The 16,533-nt window shown below is 66.6% G+C and carries 15 protein-coding genes; 10 read left to right on the forward strand and 5 right to left on the reverse strand.

Going from position 1 to position 16,533, the window contains the following annotated elements:
• Window positions 1-81: 81 nt before the first annotated feature.
• The 4 genes from QX041_RS30915 (at window position 82) to QX041_RS30930 (ending at window position 3,793) form a co-directional block, all read left to right on the forward strand.
• On the forward strand, window positions 82-690 hold the full coding sequence (locus tag QX041_RS30915) for a nuclear transport factor 2 family protein (protein WP_315750349.1): 609 nt from the start codon (window positions 82-84) through the stop codon (window positions 688-690).
• A 306-nt stretch (window positions 691-996) separates the two neighbouring features.
• Window positions 997-2,040: an aromatic ring-hydroxylating dioxygenase subunit alpha gene (locus QX041_RS30920; RefSeq protein ID WP_315718240.1), complete on the forward strand. Its 1,044-nt coding sequence runs from the start codon at window positions 997-999 to the stop codon at window positions 2,038-2,040.
• Window positions 2,041-2,046: 6 nt separating this feature from the next.
• The gene (locus QX041_RS30925; RefSeq protein ID WP_315718241.1) at window positions 2,047-2,802 is read left to right on the forward strand and encodes a GntR family transcriptional regulator; all 756 of its coding nucleotides are present in this window, start codon (window positions 2,047-2,049) and stop codon (window positions 2,800-2,802) included.
• Between the two features lie 10 nt (window positions 2,803-2,812).
• Entirely contained in the window at window positions 2,813-3,793 is a 981-nt protein-coding gene (locus QX041_RS30930; RefSeq protein ID WP_316167712.1) for a PDR/VanB family oxidoreductase, read from the forward strand.
• A gap of 12 nt (window positions 3,794-3,805) precedes the next feature.
• On the opposite strand, the gene QX041_RS30935 is transcribed toward QX041_RS30930, so the two are convergent.
• Both QX041_RS30935 and QX041_RS30940 read right to left on the reverse strand, forming a co-directional pair.
• Complete coding sequence (locus QX041_RS30935) at window positions 3,806-4,456, reverse strand: hypothetical protein (RefSeq protein ID WP_315718244.1); 651 nt, start codon at window positions 4,454-4,456, stop codon at window positions 3,806-3,808.
• Between the two features lie 139 nt (window positions 4,457-4,595).
• Window positions 4,596-5,630: a cobalamin-independent methionine synthase II family protein gene (locus QX041_RS30940; protein WP_316167729.1), complete on the reverse strand. Its 1,035-nt coding sequence runs from the start codon at window positions 5,628-5,630 to the stop codon at window positions 4,596-4,598.
• A gap of 172 nt (window positions 5,631-5,802) precedes the next feature.
• Here QX041_RS30940 and QX041_RS30945 point away from each other — a divergent pair, with 172 nt between their 5' ends.
• The 3 genes from QX041_RS30945 to hemC all read left to right on the forward strand — a co-directional run bounded on the left by QX041_RS30945 (window position 5,803) and on the right by hemC (window position 9,697).
• On the forward strand, window positions 5,803-6,981 hold the full coding sequence (locus QX041_RS30945) for an acetate/propionate family kinase (RefSeq protein WP_316167714.1): 1,179 nt from the start codon (window positions 5,803-5,805) through the stop codon (window positions 6,979-6,981).
• A gap of 97 nt (window positions 6,982-7,078) precedes the next feature.
• Window positions 7,079-8,704, forward strand: a complete 1,626-nt coding sequence (locus QX041_RS30950) for a choline dehydrogenase (RefSeq protein WP_316167715.1) — start codon at window positions 7,079-7,081, stop codon at window positions 8,702-8,704.
• A gap of 15 nt (window positions 8,705-8,719) precedes the next feature.
• Window positions 8,720-9,697, forward strand: a complete 978-nt coding sequence (gene hemC / locus QX041_RS30955) for a hydroxymethylbilane synthase (RefSeq protein WP_315718248.1) — start codon at window positions 8,720-8,722, stop codon at window positions 9,695-9,697.
• Window positions 9,698-9,701: 4 nt separating this feature from the next.
• Here hemC and hemE read toward each other — a convergent pair whose 3' ends face one another.
• The gene (hemE, locus tag QX041_RS30960; protein WP_410051904.1) at window positions 9,702-10,733 is read right to left on the reverse strand and encodes a uroporphyrinogen decarboxylase; all 1,032 of its coding nucleotides are present in this window, start codon (window positions 10,731-10,733) and stop codon (window positions 9,702-9,704) included.
• Window positions 10,734-10,930: 197 nt separating this feature from the next.
• Between hemE and QX041_RS30965 the strand changes: the two genes are divergently transcribed.
• The gene (locus tag QX041_RS30965) at window positions 10,931-11,167 is read left to right on the forward strand and encodes a hypothetical protein (protein ID WP_316167719.1); all 237 of its coding nucleotides are present in this window, start codon (window positions 10,931-10,933) and stop codon (window positions 11,165-11,167) included.
• Between the two features lie 170 nt (window positions 11,168-11,337).
• Window positions 11,338-13,248, forward strand: a complete 1,911-nt coding sequence (locus QX041_RS30970) for a diguanylate cyclase (RefSeq protein WP_315750357.1) — start codon at window positions 11,338-11,340, stop codon at window positions 13,246-13,248.
• A 13-nt stretch (window positions 13,249-13,261) separates the two neighbouring features.
• Here QX041_RS30970 and QX041_RS30975 read toward each other — a convergent pair whose 3' ends face one another.
• Both QX041_RS30975 and QX041_RS30980 read right to left on the reverse strand, forming a co-directional pair.
• Window positions 13,262-13,489, reverse strand: coding sequence for a SlyX family protein (locus QX041_RS30975; protein ID WP_315718252.1), 228 nt, complete (start codon window positions 13,487-13,489; stop codon window positions 13,262-13,264).
• Window positions 13,476-14,255, reverse strand: coding sequence for a rhodanese-related sulfurtransferase (locus QX041_RS30980; RefSeq protein WP_316167720.1), 780 nt, complete (start codon window positions 14,253-14,255; stop codon window positions 13,476-13,478). Before QX041_RS30980 ends, QX041_RS30975 begins: the two co-directional genes overlap by 14 nt.
• Window positions 14,256-14,387: 132 nt before the next feature.
• On the opposite strand from QX041_RS30980, the gene ggt reads away from it, so the two are divergent.
• A complete protein-coding gene (ggt, locus tag QX041_RS30985; protein WP_315750359.1) occupies window positions 14,388-15,974 on the forward strand; it encodes a gamma-glutamyltransferase in 1,587 nt (528 codons plus the stop codon).
• Window positions 15,975-16,533 lie beyond the last annotated feature (559 nt).

A 16,533-nucleotide genomic window follows, 5' to 3' on the forward strand; every position in this document is an offset into this window, starting at 1 on the left:
ACTTCATCACCAGCAATGTGAGTTTTGCAGCGCTGCTCCGATCCATGTATTCAGCAGCCGCGCAACACGGAGGAAATGCACATGACCAAGACCGCCACCGAGATCGAGGACGACCGTCAGATCCGCGAACTGTTGCAGAACTGGGCGATCTGGCGCGATGCCGGTGATTGGGAGCGTTTCCGCACGGTGTGGCATCCGGATGGGCGGATGATGGCGACGTGGACGCAGGGCACCGGTGACGAGTTCATCGAGATCAGCAAGGCGGCCTGGGCCAAGGGTGTCAACATCCTGCACTTTCTCGGCGGCATCTCGGTCGATCTCGCCGGCCATCGCGCGATCTCCCAGACCAAGATGACGATCTCACAGCGGGCCGAGGTCGAAGGCGTCGTGTGCGACGTGCTCTGCACCGGCCGCTTCTACGACTTCCTCGAGAAGCGCGCGGGCAAATGGGGCATCGTGCTGCGCCAGCCGATCTACGAGAAGGATCGCATGGACCCGGTGACGCCGGGCGCGGTGCCGGCGCTGGATCGCGCGCTGCTGGAGCAATTTCCCGTGGGGTATCGGCATCTCGCCTATCTGCAGACGCGCATCGGCTACACGGTGAAGCGCGACATGCCCGGGCTGAAGGGGCCGGAGGTCGAAGCGCTCTATGCGCGCGGCGCCGCGTGGCTGCGGGGCGAGGGGCTGTGATCATCGGCCCCTGCCTCGCCGGTGCCGCGCTCCGAACGGAACAGCTCTCGCCGAGGGGGCTGATCCGGGGAATCTCTGGGGCCGTTACCGAGCGGGTGAGTCTTTTCGGAGTGCCTAGCGGAATCAGCGCAAGTGCTTGAATCAGAAGGGATTGTCTGTCAGCCTTGTTCCTTGGAGCGGAACCGTCGTGCGGCTATTGTATACAGGATTGGCAGTTTTCCGCCGGGAGAAGGCGGAACTTGCGCCTCCTCCCTCGTTTGCTGTATACAATGACCAGCTAGAAGTATACCGCCACGAGGACACGCCATGGCCGCTTCTTTTCCGATGAATGCCTGGTACGCCGCGGCCTGGGACGCCGAGGTCAAGCAGGCCCTGCTGCCGCGGACGATCTGCGGCAAGCACGTCGTGATGTTCCGCAAGGCCGACGGCACCATCGCCGCGCTCGAAGATGCCTGCTGGCACCGGCTGGTGCCGCTGTCCAAGGGCCGGCTGGAAGGCGACACCGTCGTTTGCGGCTATCACGGCTTGAAATTCAGCCCGCAGGGCCGCTGCACCTTCATGCCGTCGCAGGAGACCATCAACCCCTCGGCCTGCGTACGGGCCTATCCGGCGGTCGAGCGGCATCGGTTCATCTGGCTGTGGATGGGCGATCCGGCGCTGGCCGATCCGGCTGCCATTCCCGACATGCACTGGAATCACGATCCGGCCTGGGCCGGCGATGGCAAGACCATCCACGTCAAATGCGACTACCGGCTGGTGGTCGACAATCTGATGGACCTCACGCACGAGACCTTCGTGCACGGCTCGTCGATCGGCAACGACGCGGTGGCGGAAGCGCCGTTCGACGTCACCCATGGCGAGCGCACCGCAACCGTGACGCGCTGGATGCGCGGTATCGAGCCGCCGCCGTTCTGGGCGAAGCAGCTCGGCAAGCCCGGTCTGGTGGACCGCTGGCAGATCATCCGCTTCGAAGCGCCGTGCACGGTGACGATCGACGTCGGCGTCGCACCGGCCGGCACGGGCGCGCCGGAGGGCGACCGCTCGCAGGGCGTCAACGGCATGGTGCTCAACACCATCACGCCAGAGACCGACAAGACCTGCCATTATTTCTGGGCGTTCGCCCGCAACTACCAGCTCTCCGAGCAGCGGCTGACGACGGAGATCCGCGAGGGCGTGTCGGGCATCTTCCGCGAAGACGAGCTGATCCTGGAAGCGCAGCAGCGCGCGATGGACGAGAATCCGGGACGCGTGTTCTACAATCTCAACATCGATGCAGGCGCAATGTGGGCACGGCGGATCATCGATCGGATGATCGCGCGCGAAACGCCGCTGCGTGAAGCCGCGGAGTAGAATGGAATGGCCGAGCGTGACAGCGAGCGTTCGATCTCGCAGACCGTACGTGCGCAGCTCACCTTGCGCGACCTGATCCTCACCGGCGGCTTGCGCCCCGGCGAGCGCATCTCCGAGCTGCAGGCGGTGGAGGCCGCCGGCGTCTCGCGCACGCCGGTGCGCATGGCGTTGGTGCGGCTCGAGGAGGAGGGGCTGCTGGAGGCCATTCCGTCCGGCGGCTTCATGGTGAAATCGTTCTCCGAGCGCGACGTGCTCGACTCCATCGAGGTGCGCGGCACGATGGAAGGACTGGCGGCGCGGCTCGCCGCCGAGCGCGGCGTGTCCGTGCGCGACACCGAGCCGATGCGCGAGTGCCTCGCCCAGATCGACGAGCTGATCGCGCCGGCCGAGCTCTCGTTCGACGCGTTCTCGGCCTATGTGGCGCTGAACGCGCGCTTTCATGCCCTGCTGGCCGAACTGTCGCGCAGCCCGCCGGTAATCCGCCAGGTCGACCGCGCCAGCGCGCTGCCGTTCGCCTCGCCGAGCGGCTTCGTGATGGCGCAATCGGCGCTGCCGGAGGCGCGTCACATCCTGGTGGTCGCGCAGGAGCATCACCGCATCGTCATCGATGCGATCGAGAACCGCGAGGGCGCCCGCGCCGAGAGCATCATGCGCGAGCATGCCCGGCTGGCGGCCCGCAACCTGCGGCTCGCCGTGAAGGCGCGTGGTCCGATGGACCTGGTGCCTGCGGCGGTGCTGATCAAGACGCAGATCAACGGCTGAGGAGGCAATCATGCGTTTCCAGGACAATTGGTCGCCTGCGACCCTGGTCTCGACACGCGACCTTGCGCCGGGCATCCGCGAATTCATCCTGCGGCCCGACGGCTATGTCTGCGCGCCCTATCCGGTCGGCAGCCACATCAAGGTCGGCGTCCTCGCCGCCGGCCAGCCCGATGTCCGCTCCTATTCGCTGGTCGGCGAGGCGGACCCGCGTGGTTACCGGATCGCCGTGCGCTTCGCCGAGGATTCCCGCGGCGGGTCGCGCTATCTGTGGTCGCTGCAGCCCGGCGCCCGGCTGGATGTGGCGAGCCCGACCTCGCTGCTGCAGGTCGATTGGCAGCGTCTGCATTATTGTCTGGTCGCCGGCGGCATCGGCATCACGCCGCTGGTCGGAGCAGCGCACGCGCTGCTGCGCAAGACGCCGAACGTCTCGCTGCACTATGCGGTGCGATCGCGCGGTGATGCGGCCTATGTCGATGAGATCGCGGCGCTGCTCGGCGACCGTCTCACGGTGTATGCCGCGGACCAGTCGCAGCGGCTTGACCTGTCCGATCTTTTTTCGAGTCTGCCGTCCGGAGCAGCCGTGCTGTTCTGCGGACCGATGCGGATGCTGGATGCCGCGCGCAGCGCGTGGGCGGCGTGCGGCCGCGTGCCGGCCGATCTCAGCTATGAAACGTTCGGATCGAGCGGCCGGCTGTCGACCGAGCCGTTCAAGGTCCGGCTGCGCGACAGCGGCGAAGAGATCGTTGTGCCGCGCGACCGCTCGATGCTCGACGTGCTGAATGCCGCCGGTCACGAGGTCATGGCGGATTGCCGGCGCGGCGAGTGCGGCGTCTGCGCGGTCGATGTGGTCGAAGTCGAGGGCGAGATCGATCATCGCGACGTGTTCTTCAGCGCCGAGCAGAAGCACGACAGCCGCAAGCTCTGCGCCTGCGTTTCCCGCGCCCACGGCGTGGTCACGATCGACACGCTGGAGCGGGCCGACGCGCTGTGAGTGCGCCGCCGGCTACTTGTCGGCGAGCAGGTTGACCGACATCGCCGACGGCGGCTTGCCTGAGGACTTCCGGCCGCTCTGCTGCGCTGCGACGGCGGCGCGTGCGGCCTTCAGACGTGCATCGGTCTCCTTGTCGGCCAACAGCGCGTCGGTGAGGTTCGCTTCGGCGGTGTATGCCGCCTCGGCCGCGGCCTTGGCCGCCGCGATGTTGGCTGCGGTGGGATTGGCCTTCGCCAGCGCCTCCGCCACGTCGCGGTCGGAAATGGCCTTCTCGTTGGCCGCCAGCGCGGCATCGAGATTGGCGTCGGCGACCGTCTCGGCAGCATCGGCAGCCGCCAACGTCGCCGCGGCGGGACTGAGCGGCGGCCGGGGGCGCAATGGTTTCGCTACCGCCTGCGGCTTGACGGCCTGAGCCTGCGGCGGGAGCGCGGGCCGAGAGGATGGTGGCAGTGCCGTTGGCTGCTGGATGGGAGGCGGCTGGAGCGATGGCATGGTCGGTACGAGCCCGATCGGCACCATCCGCGCAAACGAGCTGCGCGCGTCGCGCATCAGGCCGCCCATGATGTCGTCGAGCGGGTCGGCCATCGCGGTCCCGCTCGCCGCTGCGCCGGCAAGCATGCCGATCGCGGCGGCGACGTTCCTCGACGTGATGCAGACGGCCATCGGAGCCTCCCTCGCGACGAAATCGGGCCAGCCCACCCCCGGCGCTCACCGCCTGCCTTATTCCGGAAATGGGTTTGCAGGGTGGCGCCATCGTGGAGCGGTCGCGCCTGACATGCGCCGCATCTGCCACATTGGGCTTTCAGGCGAGCTCCTCGCGCACCCGCGCCGCCGCCGCGCACATCGCCTTCAATTTCCCGAAAGCGGTCGCACGCGGCAGATATTTCATGCCACAGTCCGGCGCCACGACCAGCCGCTCCGGCGCCACCACTTTGAGGCCGTTGCGGATGCGCTCGGCGACGACCGCGACCGGATCGACCTCGGGATTGCCGAGATCGAGGACGCCTAGCACGATGGTCTTGGTCGAGAGATCCCTGAGAACGCCGAGGTCGAGCCGCGGCTGCGCCGCCTCGATAGCGATCTGCGCGGCGTGGCAATCGGCAAGCTCGGCCAGGAACGCATATCCGCTCGGTTTGCTGGAGCCCGGCACGATGGCGGCATAACCGAAGCAGACGTGAACGATGGTGGGCACCGTAATATGATCCAGAGCCCGGTTGATCGCCTTGACGGCATAGCGCCGCGCCGCCTGCGGATTGTTGCGGACCCAGGGCTCGTCGAGCTGGATGACGTCGGCGCCGGCGCGTTGCAGGTCGCGGGCCTCGGCATTGACGACCTCGGCGAAAGCCATGGCGAGCGCCTCGTCGTCGCCGTAGAAATCGTCCTGGGCCTGCTGGCTCAATGTGAACGGCCCGGGCAGCGTGATCTTGGCGGCACGCTTGGTGTTATGGCGGAGGAACTCCATGTCGCGCAGCTCGACCGGGTGCGTCCGCGTGATCGGACCGGCGACGCGCGGCACTGGCGTCTTGATCCCGGACGGCGAGATGATGATGGCGGGATTGTCGGCATCGACGCCGTCGAGCGCGGTCGCGAACCGGTTGGAGTAGCTTTCGCGCCGGATCTCGCCATCCGATACGATGTCGATCCCCGCCTGTTCCATGTCGTGGATCGCGACGATGGTCGCATCGTCCTGAGCGTCGTCGAGCAGCGGCCGGGGAATGCGCCACATGCCCTGCATGCGAATGCGGGGAACGGACTTCGAGAGCATTGCGCGATCAACCAGCCAATCCGGCTGCGGGTAGCTTCCGACCACGGTGGTCGGCAGGAGATGTCGAGGCATATTCACGCAGTGGCCCTCCCGCGGGTCCGACTCAACCCCTGATATGACGGCAGACGGTCATCTCGGCGCCAGAATACAACCTAGCGTTTTGTTCGTCTTCGGATCGTCATGGAAATCGTTCGTATTTTCTGCAGTTTATCAGTTCATCCTTCGTCACGAGGCGGCATCACCGATGCAACACATCCTGATCCTCAACTCCGGCTCATCGTCGATCAAGTTCGCCTTGTTCGAGGAAGATGCCGACCTTGTGGAGACCGTGCATGGCCAGATCGAAGGGCTTGGCAGTGCCGCGCCGCATCTCGAAGCGAAGCTGAGGGGCGCTCCGCTGGCCGATGAACGCCTCGATGCAGCGAGCGCCACCGATCACGAGGCGGCTCTCGGCGTCGTGCTCAAGGTACTGCAGCGCGCCATCGGGCGCACCGAAGTCGACGCCGTCGGTCATCGCGTCGTCCATGGCGGGCTCGCTTTCACGCAGCCGATCGTCGTCAATGACGATGTTCTGAATGACCTGCAGAAGCTCATTCCGCTGGCGCCGTTGCACCAGCCTCACAATCTCTCCGGTGTCCGCGCCGCCCATCGCGCCTTTCCTGGCGCCGTGCAGGTCGCATGTTTCGACACGGCGTTCCATCGTTCGCACCCCTGGGTCAATGATACCTATGCCTTGCCGCGTGAGTTCTACGACCAAGGCATCCGCCGCTACGGCTTTCACGGCCTATCCTATGAATACGTCGTTTCGCGATTGAAGGAGATCGCTCCGCTCGACGAGAAGGGCCGGGTGGTCGTGATGCATCTCGGCAACGGCGCCTCGATGTGTGCGATCCGGGATGGACAAAGCATCGGTTCGTCGATGGGCTTCACGGCACTCGACGGCCTGCCGATGGGCACGCGCTGCGGTCAGCTCGATCCTGGCGTCGTTCTCTATCTGCTTCAGGAGAAGCGCATGACGGCTGCGGCGGTCACCGATCTCCTCTACAATCATTCGGGCCTGAAGGGATTGTCGGGATTGTCGCAGGACATGCGCGAATTGGAGGCCGCCGGCACGCCGGAGGCGCGGCAGGCGATCGACTACTTCGTCGACCGCATCAGGCGCGAGCTCGGCGCCATGGCCGCGGTCCTCTCGGGCATCGACGCGGTCGTGTTCTGCGGCGGTATCGGCGAGCATGCATGGCACATTCGCCAGCGCGTCTGCCAAGGCTTCGAATGGCTCGGGATCGCGCTGGACGAGGACCGCAATCGTGCGAACCATTCGTTGATATCTTCGGATCGATCGCAGGTGCGCGTGCGCGTGGTCCACACCAATGAGGAAATGATGATCGCGCGGCACGCCGCGCGCCTGTTGAGGCCGCAATGACTGAGATGGCCGACCAGACCTGCTGATTTGCCGCTTGCATGTCCTTGCGTTTTGGTATCATCGAGGATGAAAGAACAACAAGGCCGGTGGGGAAGCGATGGAAGGCAGCGTGGTGTTGCGTGAGGCGGACATCGAGTTCGACTACGTCGTGGTCGGTGCCGGCTCGGCCGGCTGCGTTCTCGCCAACAGGCTCAGCAGCGACGGCAAGCACACGGTGCTGCTGCTCGAGGCCGGTCCAAAGGACACCAACATCTGGATCCACGTCCCGCTCGGCTACGGCAAGCTGTTCAAGGAAAAGACCGTCAACTGGATGTACCAGACCGAGCCGGAGCCCGGACTCGACGGCCGCTCCGTGTTCCAGCCGCGCGGCAAGGTGCTCGGTGGCTCCAGCTCGATCAACGGCCTGCTCTACGTGCGCGGCCAGCACGAGGATTACGACCGCTGGCGCCAGCGCGGCAATGTCGGCTGGGGCTATGACGACGTGCTGTCCTATTTCAAGCGGGCGGAAAATCAGTCCCGCGGCGCCGACGACTACCACGGCGTCGACGGCCCGCTGCCAGTGTCCGACTGGCGGCACGAGGACCCGTTGTCTGAAGCCTTCGTGAAAGCGGCGGTCGAGGCCGGGTTGCCCTTCAATGGCGACTTCAATGGTGCGAGCCAGGAGGGGGCGGGGTTCTTCCAGACGACGACCCGTCGCGGCCGCCGCGCCAGCAGCGCGGCCTCCTACCTGCGGCCGGCGCTCGGCCGCAGCAACCTCCACGTCGAGACCGACGCGCTGGCCCAGCGGATTTTGTTCGAGGGGCGCCGGGCCCGCGGCGTCACGTTCAGCCAGCGCGGCCGAATGCGGACGGCCCGCGCTCGCAAGGAGATCCTGGTGTCGAGCGGCGCCTACAACTCGCCGCAACTGCTGCAGCTGTCCGGGGTCGGTCCGGCCGAGTTGCTGAAGCAGCACGGCCTCGACGTGGTCCTCGATGCGCCCGGTGTCGGAAGTGACCTGCAGGACCATCTGCAGGTGCGCATCGTGATGCGCTGCAGCCAGCGCATCACACTGAACGACATCGTCAACAATCCGGTGCGCAAGGTGCTGGCTGGCGTACGCTATGCGGCCTTCCGCAACGGTCCGCTGACGATCGCTGCGGGTACGGCCGGCGCGTTCTTCAAGACCGATCCGAGGCTCGTGAGCCCGGACATCCAGATCCACTTCATCCCGTTCTCGACCGACAAGATGGGCGAGAAGTTGCACACCTTCTCCGGCTTCACCGCCTCGGTCTGCCAGCTCAGGCCCGAAAGCCGCGGTTCGCTGCGGATCAGGAGCGCGGATCCGACGGTGCCGCCGGAAATCCGCATCAATTATCTCGCCAGTGAAATTGACCGGCGGGCCAACATCGAGGGCCTCCGGATCCTGCGGAAAATCCTGGCGGCACCGGCGCTGAAGCCGTATGTCTCGGATGAAGCCTATCCCGGGTCCAAGATCGTGAGCGATGACGACATCCTGGCCTATTGCCGGCAGACCGGCAGCACGATCTACCATCCGACCTCGACCTGCCGGATGGGGACCGATGCTGCCGCCGTGGTCGATCAACGCCTGCGGGTGCGCGGCGTCGACGGCCTGCGCGTGGTCGATGCCTCGATCATGCCGGATCTGGTTTCGGGCAACACCAACGCGCCGGTCATCATGATCGCGGAGAAGGCCTCCGACATGATCTTGCAGGACGCGCGCTGACGCAGGAATGAGTTCGTGACACGTTTCCGGATCGGCACCCGCAAGAGCACGATGGCCTTGGCGCAGACGGAGGAGATCGCCCGTCGGCTGCAGGCGGCGATTCCGTCGCTCGACATCGAGATCGTCAAGTTCGAGACGACGGGCGATTCCGACCAGACCAGCAAGCTGCTCACCCACGGCGGCAAGGGTGGCGCGTTCGTGGCCGAGATCCGCCGTGCCATGCTGGACGGCCGGCTGCATGCAGCGATGCACTCGCTGAAGGACATGCCGGGCAATGAGGAGACGCCCGGTCTGGTGGTTGCCGCGCTGCTGTCGCGCGATCCGCCGGGCGACGTGCTGGTGCTGCGGCGCGGGCTGTCGCTGGACCAATTCCGCAACGATGGCGGCCGGGGCTTCAAGATCGGCACCAATGCCGTGCGCCGGGCCGCCTATGCGCGGCGGCTGTTTCCGCACGCCGAGCTGATCCATTTCCGCGGCGCGGCCGACACCCGCATCCGCAAGCTCGACAATGGCGAGCTGCAGCGGCTGCCGGATGGCGGCGCCGTGGGACCGGCCGATGCGCTGATCATGGCGCGCTCCGGGCTGGAGCGGGTCGGTCTTTCTGATCGCGCCTCGTACGACTTCCCCGTCGCCGACATGCTGCCGGCGGTCGGGCAGGGCATCGTCGCCGTCGAGTGCCCTGCCTCCGATTGGGAGACGCGGCGCATCCTGGCGACGATCGACGATGCAGCGGCGCGGACCTGCGCCGACGCAGAGCGCGAGGTGCTGTGGGTGCTCAACGGCCACTGCAACTCGCCGATCGCAGGATTTTCGACCATCGACGGCGGACAGCTGACGCTGACCGCCTCGGTGCTCGACGAGGACGGCGGCCGCTTCATTGAAGCACAGCGCTCTGCGCCGGCGGATCGTCCGCGCGAGCTCGGCCGCGCGGTCGGGCTCGAGCTTCTCGCCAACGGCGCGGCCGAGCTGATCGAGCGCAGTCGGCCGCGCTAGCAAGTCATCCCTTGTAGGCGCGCACCCGCGCCAGCATCTGCTCCACATGGGCGATCGGCGTCTCCGGCAGGATGCCGTGGCCGAGGTTGAAGATGTGCCTTCCACCGGAATAGCTCGCCAGCACGTCATCGACCGCCTGGTCGAGCGCCGCGCCCCCAGTGAGCAGCGCCAGCGGATCGAGATTGCCCTGCACCGCGACCTTGCTCTGCACCCGCTCGCGCACGAGGCCCGGCTCCGCCGTCCAGTCGATGCTGACGGCATCGATTCCGGTCTCGGCGACGTAGCCCGGCAGCAATGCACCGGCGCCGCGCGGAAAGCCGATGATCTTCGCATCCGGCCGCGCCTTGCGCACGCCCTCGACGATGCGTCGCGTCGGCGCGACGGACCAGCGCGCGAACTCGCGCGGCGACAGCACCCCGGCCCAGGTGTCGAAGATCTGCAGCGCGTCGGCTCCTGCCTCCAGCTGCTTCAAGAGATAGCCGATCGAGCTGTCGACCAGCGCGTCGATGATCGTGCTGAACGCCTCGGGATGGCGATAGGCCAGCAGCCGCGCCGGTGCTTGGTCGGGCGTGCCTTGGCCCGCGACCATGTAGGTCGCGACCGTCCACGGGGCGCCGCAAAAGCCGATCAGGGCGGTGCTCGGTGGCAGCTCGGCCCGCACCCGGCGCAGCGCCTCGAACACCGCTTGCAGCTTCGACAAATCTGCCTTCGCCGACAGCGTCGCGATCTTGTCCGGCGTATCGAGCGGGTCGAGCCGCGGGCCCTCGCCGACCTCGAAGCGGACGCCGCGGCCGAGCGCATGCGGGATCACCAGAATGTCGGAAAAGATGATCGCCGCATCGAAGCCGAAGCGCCGGATCGGCTGCAGCGTCACTTCAGCCGCGAGCTCGGGATTGAAGCAGAGGTCGAGAAAGCCGCCGGCCTTGGCGCGGACCTCGCGGTACTCCGGCAAATAGCGGCCGGCCTGCCGCATCATCCACACCGGAGGCACGCTCTGGCGCCGACCGGCCAGCACGTCGATGAAAGGCTTGTTCACGGCAGTCTCACTCACGCTCGGGCTCCGCAACCTTCGGGAACAGTTTACCGTCCGTGATACATGCCCACGCGGTTCCGGCCAAGGTCATATCGGCTCGGGAGTCGCCGGAGATGCGATCGTCCCCACAGTTGCGGGACGTCACATCGAGGGGAACACGTCCGTCGCCCCTGCGTTGTCGTTCCACAGGGAGATCGATCATGGCTGAGAAATTCAATCCCGCGCCGCACGACAAGCACGCGGTCGATCCGCGCGAAGCTGCGCGTCTCGACCGTGCGACTGCAACGCAGCTCGACAAGGGACTGATGGACACGTTTCCGGCATCGGATCCGGTGAGCCTGCAGCAGCCCTCGACGACCCGCGTGAAGGGCGATGACGTTAACCTGGACCATTCGCCATCGCTTTGGGAAAAGGTGCGATCGGTGTTCGTTCGCTGAACTAACAGGCTAAACGCCCGCCTCGAGCGTGGCGCCGCCGTTGTTTGTCCGTAGTAGTACGGGAGCGGCCGTAGTCTTACGGGTCGGTGCGGACGCCCTCGGACCAATCGCATTTCAGAGTTAAATAAGATGTCCATGGGACTCTCGCGGCGTCCGGAGAGTCCCGCGGAATGGACATTGGTGCGACCAGAGTTGATCGAAGCCGCCTGCCAATGTGGGCGGCTGGCGTGCTTGCGCTCGTGTCGGTCACGATTCTCGCTTACAGCGTATGGGGCGAATGGACTTCCCGACAGGCGGAGGTACGCAATGCCGAAACCGATCTCGGCAACCTCGCTCACTCGCTCACCCAGCACGTCGAGGATACCTTCGAGCTTGCGGATTCGCTGTTGCGCGGCGTCGTCGCCGCGCTCGAGACCGATGACGGCAAGCCCGGTGCGATCGCCCGACTGCAGACGATTCTGAAGACGAGGAAGGCCAATCTCGGCCGCATCCGGGGCATCTTCGCCTATGGCGAAAACGGCGACTGGCTTGCCACCACCGAGGACGTCACGCTCACCAACTACAACAATGCCGATCGCGACTACTTCGCACACCACAGGATTTCGGCCGATCGCTCCCTGCTGATCGGTCGTCCGGTGCAGAGCAGGGCCGGCGGTCAATGGGTCATCACCCTGTCGCGGCGCTGGAATCACGCGGATGGCCGGTTCGGCGGCGTCGTGCTGGCAACCATCGACGTTGCCTATTTTGCTCAGTTCTACCGTCAGTTTGCCGTCGGTCGTCAGGGCACGATCAGCCTGATGAGCCGTGACGGAGCCGTCCTCGCCGACAATGCGGAACCGGACCCGCGGACGCTTGGGCGCCCCATACCTGAAGCGATACCCTATCATCCGGCGTCGGGGCCGTTGCATTTCCGGCGGCTCGGCGAACCGTCCGAACGCATCGGGTTCTATCAGCACGCGCAGCGCTATCCGTTCCTCATTCTCGTGACGCGCACCGAGGCGGAGGTCCTGGCGGAATGGACGCGTGACGCGCTGGTCCGGCTGACGGTGCTGGTCTGTCTGGTTGCGCTGGTCATCGCGATCGGCATCTTCCTCGCGAAGCAGTTGCTGCAGCGGCAGCAGCTCGCCGCGGCGCTGGCGGCAAAGGAGGAGAACTTCAGGTTGCTCGCCGAAGGCTCCAGCGACATCGTGACGCGGATCGAGCTGGACGACTGCATCGGCTACGTTTCGCCGTCGACCATGCGCGTGCTGGGCTGGCACCCGTCGCAGCTCCTGGGCAAGCGCGCGCTGTCCGGTGTGCATCCGCTCGATCGCCCGCAACTGCAGGAGATCCTCGATCAGCTCAGGAGGGGCGCCGTCGACGAGGCGCGCGCCACCTATCGCATGCGTCGCCGCGACAAATCTGAGATCTGGGTCGAGACCACGATCCGCGCCACCCGTCAGCCGGATGGCGCGCTCGACGGCTTCGTCGCCGTCACCCGCGACGTGACGCAGCAGAAGACGCTGCAGGGCCGGCTCGAGACGCTGGCCATCGAGGACGGCCTCACCGGGCTCGCCAACCGCCGCCGGTTCGACGAGCGGCTGCTGGAGGAGTGGGGCAGGGCCTACCGCGACAAGACTTCGCTGGCGCTGCTGATGATCGACATCGACCACTTCAAGGCCTTCAACGACGCCTATGGCCACCCGGCCGGCGACGAATGCCTGCACACCGTGGCCGGCATTCTGGCCGACGAGGCGCAGCGCAGCTCGGATCTGGCGGCCCGCTACGGCGGCGAGGAGTTCGCCGTCCTGCTGCCGAACACCGATGCCGGGGGCTGCGCCAGGCTCGGCGAGCGGATCAGGCGGGCACTGCATGAGGCCCGCATCGTCCACGATCACAACCCGGTGGGCATCGTCACCGCGAGCATCGGCGGCGCGGTGTGCCGGCCGGGCTTCGAGCGCTCCGCCGGCCCGGCCTCGCTGATCGAGGCGGCCGACCGCGCGCTCTATGCCGCCAAGGACGCCGGCCGCGACCGCCTGATCATGGCCGGCGAGGTGATCGATCTGCCCGCCGGCAAGGCGCCGGCGACCGTCCCGGCCTGAGATCGCCGCCCGCTCAGTAGTGCGGCGGCGGCTCATTGCGCGGCCCCTCGGCGTTGCCTTGCGCGTCCTCGAGCCGCTCGACCAGCAGGGCGATCCGCCGCTTCAGCGCGTCGATCTCGCGCCACTGCGCAGTGATGGTCTGGTTCAGCGTCTCGATCGTGTCGTCCTGGAAGGTGAGGCGCATCTCCAGCGTGTCGATCCGCTCGCCGAGCTCCGCGTTGGATGGCTCAGAACTGCTCATCGCGTGCGCCCTCCGGAACGGCCTTGATGGTGGCCTCGCAGTGCTCCCGCAGCCCGTGACCGAGCGCCACCCGTTCGTCGAACACGAAACAGCCGCCGCGCCAGCGGCTCTCGGATTCCGGGATCTCCTCGAGATACTTCAGGATGCCCCCCTTGAGGTGGTAGACCTCGGAAAAGCCGCGCGCCAGCAGCAGCGCGCTCGCCTTCTCGCAGCGGATGCCGCCGGTGCAGAACATCGCGATCCGCTTGTGCCTGGCAGGATCGAGTGCGCGTTCTGCAAAATCCTTGAACTGCCCGAAGCTCTGCAGGCCTGGATCGACCGCGCCTTCGAACGTCCCCATCGCCACCTCGAACGCATTCCGGGTGTCGAGCACGACGGTATCCGGCGCGGCGATCAGCGCGTTCCAATCGGCGGGATTGACATAGGTCCCGACCTGCCGGGTCGGATCGGCGGCGGGATCGCCGAGCGTCACGATCTCCCGCTTCAGCCGCACCTTGAGGCGCCGGAACGGCATGGCCGTGGCGCGCGAGTATTTCAGCTCCAGATTGTCCAGCCGGCCGGCGAACAGCGTTCCGTCGCGAAATGCGCCTACCAGGGCGGCAATTGCCGGCTCGGTCCCGGCCACGGTGCCGTTGATGCCCTCCTCGGCCAGCAGGACGCTGCCCCTGATGCCGCGCTCGGCGCAAAAGGCGTGGAGCGGCGCGCGCAGGTCGCGAAAATCCGGCAGGGCGACGAACTGATAGAAGGCGGCGACGGCGAGGGGCATGCGGCCGTTTACCAGCAGAGCTGACCATAGAAAAGCTGGTATCCCCAGGCATTGCCGAGCCTGGAAGGAATGTGCGATGTAGCCGGCCAGCACTGGTATTCCAACCACCACACGATCACGCAGCGAGCAACGATGAGAAGCTTCCACTTCCCAGGCAGGTCGACGGTCCACGCCCAGAACGGAATGATCGCGACATCGCACCCGCAGGCGGCGCTGGCCGGGATCGAGGTGCTGCGGGCCGGGGGCACCGCGGCCGACGCCGCGGTGGCAGCCTGCGCCCTGCTCGGCGTGATCGAGCCGCAATCGACCGGCATCGGCGGCGACTGCTTCGCCTTGGTACAGCCCAGGGGCGAAAGCCGGATCATGGCCTATAACGGCTCGGGTCGGGCGCCCGCCGCCGCGACCGTGGACTGGTACCTCGAGCGCAAGATCCATTCGGTCCCCCTGACCTCGGCCCATGCGGTGTCCGTCCCCGGCGCGATCGATGCCTGGGACCGCATCCTGCGCGACCACGGCCGGCTCGGGCTCGACCGGCTGCTGCAGCCCGCGATCCGCGCCGCGGAGGACGGCTATGTGGTGGCGCCGCGTGTCGCGTTCGACTGGAACAACCAGTTCGAGAAGCTCAAGAACGGCACCAACACCGCGCGCTACTTTCTGCCGCATGGCAAGGCGGCAGCGGTCGGTGACGTGATCCGCCAGCCGGAGCTGGCGCAGACCCTGCGCGTCATCGCCAAGGAGGGGGCGAAGGGCTTCTACACCGGTGCCGTCGCCGAGGACATGGTGCAGACCCTGCGCGGCATCGGCGGCCTGCACACCTTGGAGGATTTCGCCAACCACCAGACCGAGGTGACCTCGCCGATCGGCACCACCTACAAGGATTACGACGTCTGGCAGTGCCCGCCCAACGGTCCGGGCATCACCATGCTGGTGATGCTCAACATCCTCTCGCGCTTCGACCTCACGCGCATCGATCCGCTCAGCGTCGAGCGCTTCCACCTCGAGGCCGAGGCCGCCCGTATCGCCTACATGATGCGCGAGCAGCACATCGGCGATCCCGCGCACATGACGACCGAGGTCGCGAGCATCCTCGCCAAGGAGTTCGCCGACGAGTACATCTCGCAGATCAGCCTCGACAAGTTGCTCGACCTGCCGAACGTCGCGCCGCCGATGAATCCGGAGACCGTCTACATCACGGTCGTCGACCGCGACCGCAACGTCTGCTCCTTCATCAACTCGATCGCGCATTCGTTCGGCTCGGCGATCGTCTCCAACGAGACCGGCGTGCTTCTGCAGAACCGCGCCGGCGGCTTCCGCATCCAGCCGGGCCATCCGAACTGCATCGGCCCGGGCAAGCGTCCGCTGCACACGATCATTCCGGCGCTCGCCACCAAGGCGGGCCGCGCCCAGATGTCGTTCGGCGTCATGGGCGGCCAGTATCAGCCGGTCGGCCAGACCCACGTTCTGACCAACATCCTCGACTACGGCTGCGACGTGCAGGAAGCGATCGATATGGCCAGGGGTCTGCATTACGAGGGCGTCTATCAGCTCGAGGACGGCGTGCCGGCCGAGGTGATCGAGGGCTTGCAGAAGATCGGCCACAAGACCACCAAGGTGGTGTCGCCGCTCGGCGGCGGTCAGGCGATCTGGATCGACTGGGACAAGGGCACGCTCACCGGCGGCTCCGACCCGCGCAAGGACGGCTGCGCGCTGGGGTATTGAGGCGGCGACATTCGTCATCGCGAGCGCAGCGACGCGATCCAGAGCCGTGGCTGTCACTCTGGATTGCTTCGTCGCTTCGCTCCTCGCAATTTGCGATGGTGGCTACGCAAGCTGCATCCACACACGCCGCTGTCGTCCGGCCTTGCGCCGGGACCCATGACCCCAGGCAGTGGTTTGAGGCAGGCCAGCCGTTAGTTCTTCGCACGTCACGTCCGCCGCGGCGTATGGGTCCGGATCGGCGCCGCGACACGCGGCGCGCGTCACGGCTTGTCCGGGACGACGGCGGTGGACGGGGGCGGATACACGGCTCAAACAACGATCGACACATGGTCTCGTTCTCGCGGCACGGACGCCCGAGGTCTGCGATCAGTTCGTCCCTCTCGAAAGGCAGAGGGCGCAGGGAATGCCGGGTGAAGGCCTCACCCATGGCCCGCCTGCGAAAAAATGCAGGCGGCAGGTACCACAGGCAAAGCCGATTCAACCGGCGGGCTCAATCGGTGGTCGCAACACCAAGTGTTTTCATTCGTGACAGCAGCTCGTCAAGCGCTTCTGCTGGAGT

The organism is Bradyrhizobium sp. SZCCHNRI2009, from assembly GCF_032485115.1.
GTDB lineage: Bacteria > Pseudomonadota > Alphaproteobacteria > Rhizobiales > Xanthobacteraceae > Bradyrhizobium.

What these genes read in the sequence shown, in the direction of transcription:
- QX041_RS30915 (WP_315750349.1), top strand. Translation starts at nt 82, where the DNA reads ATGACCAAGACCGCCACCGAGATCGAGGACGACCGTCAGATCCGCGAA.
- QX041_RS30920 (WP_315718240.1), top strand. Translation starts at nt 997, where the DNA reads ATGGCCGCTTCTTTTCCGATGAATGCCTGGTACGCCGCGGCCTGGGAC.
- QX041_RS30925 (WP_315718241.1), top strand. Translation starts at nt 2,047, where the DNA reads ATGGCCGAGCGTGACAGCGAGCGTTCGATCTCGCAGACCGTACGTGCG.
- QX041_RS30930 (WP_316167712.1), top strand. Translation starts at nt 2,813, where the DNA reads ATGCGTTTCCAGGACAATTGGTCGCCTGCGACCCTGGTCTCGACACGC.
- QX041_RS30935 (WP_315718244.1), bottom strand. Translation starts at nt 4,456, where the DNA reads ATGGCCGTCTGCATCACGTCGAGGAACGTCGCCGCCGCGATCGGCATG.
- QX041_RS30940 (WP_316167729.1), bottom strand. Translation starts at nt 5,630, where the DNA reads ATGCCTCGACATCTCCTGCCGACCACCGTGGTCGGAAGCTACCCGCAG.
- QX041_RS30945 (WP_316167714.1), top strand. Translation starts at nt 5,803, where the DNA reads ATGCAACACATCCTGATCCTCAACTCCGGCTCATCGTCGATCAAGTTC.
- QX041_RS30950 (WP_316167715.1), top strand. Translation starts at nt 7,079, where the DNA reads ATGGAAGGCAGCGTGGTGTTGCGTGAGGCGGACATCGAGTTCGACTAC.
- QX041_RS30965 (WP_316167719.1), top strand. Translation starts at nt 10,931, where the DNA reads ATGGCTGAGAAATTCAATCCCGCGCCGCACGACAAGCACGCGGTCGAT.
- QX041_RS30970 (WP_315750357.1), top strand. Translation starts at nt 11,338, where the DNA reads ATGGACATTGGTGCGACCAGAGTTGATCGAAGCCGCCTGCCAATGTGG.
- QX041_RS30975 (WP_315718252.1), bottom strand. Translation starts at nt 13,489, where the DNA reads ATGAGCAGTTCTGAGCCATCCAACGCGGAGCTCGGCGAGCGGATCGAC.
- QX041_RS30980 (WP_316167720.1), bottom strand. Translation starts at nt 14,255, where the DNA reads ATGCCCCTCGCCGTCGCCGCCTTCTATCAGTTCGTCGCCCTGCCGGAT.
- ggt (WP_315750359.1), top strand. Translation starts at nt 14,388, where the DNA reads ATGAGAAGCTTCCACTTCCCAGGCAGGTCGACGGTCCACGCCCAGAAC.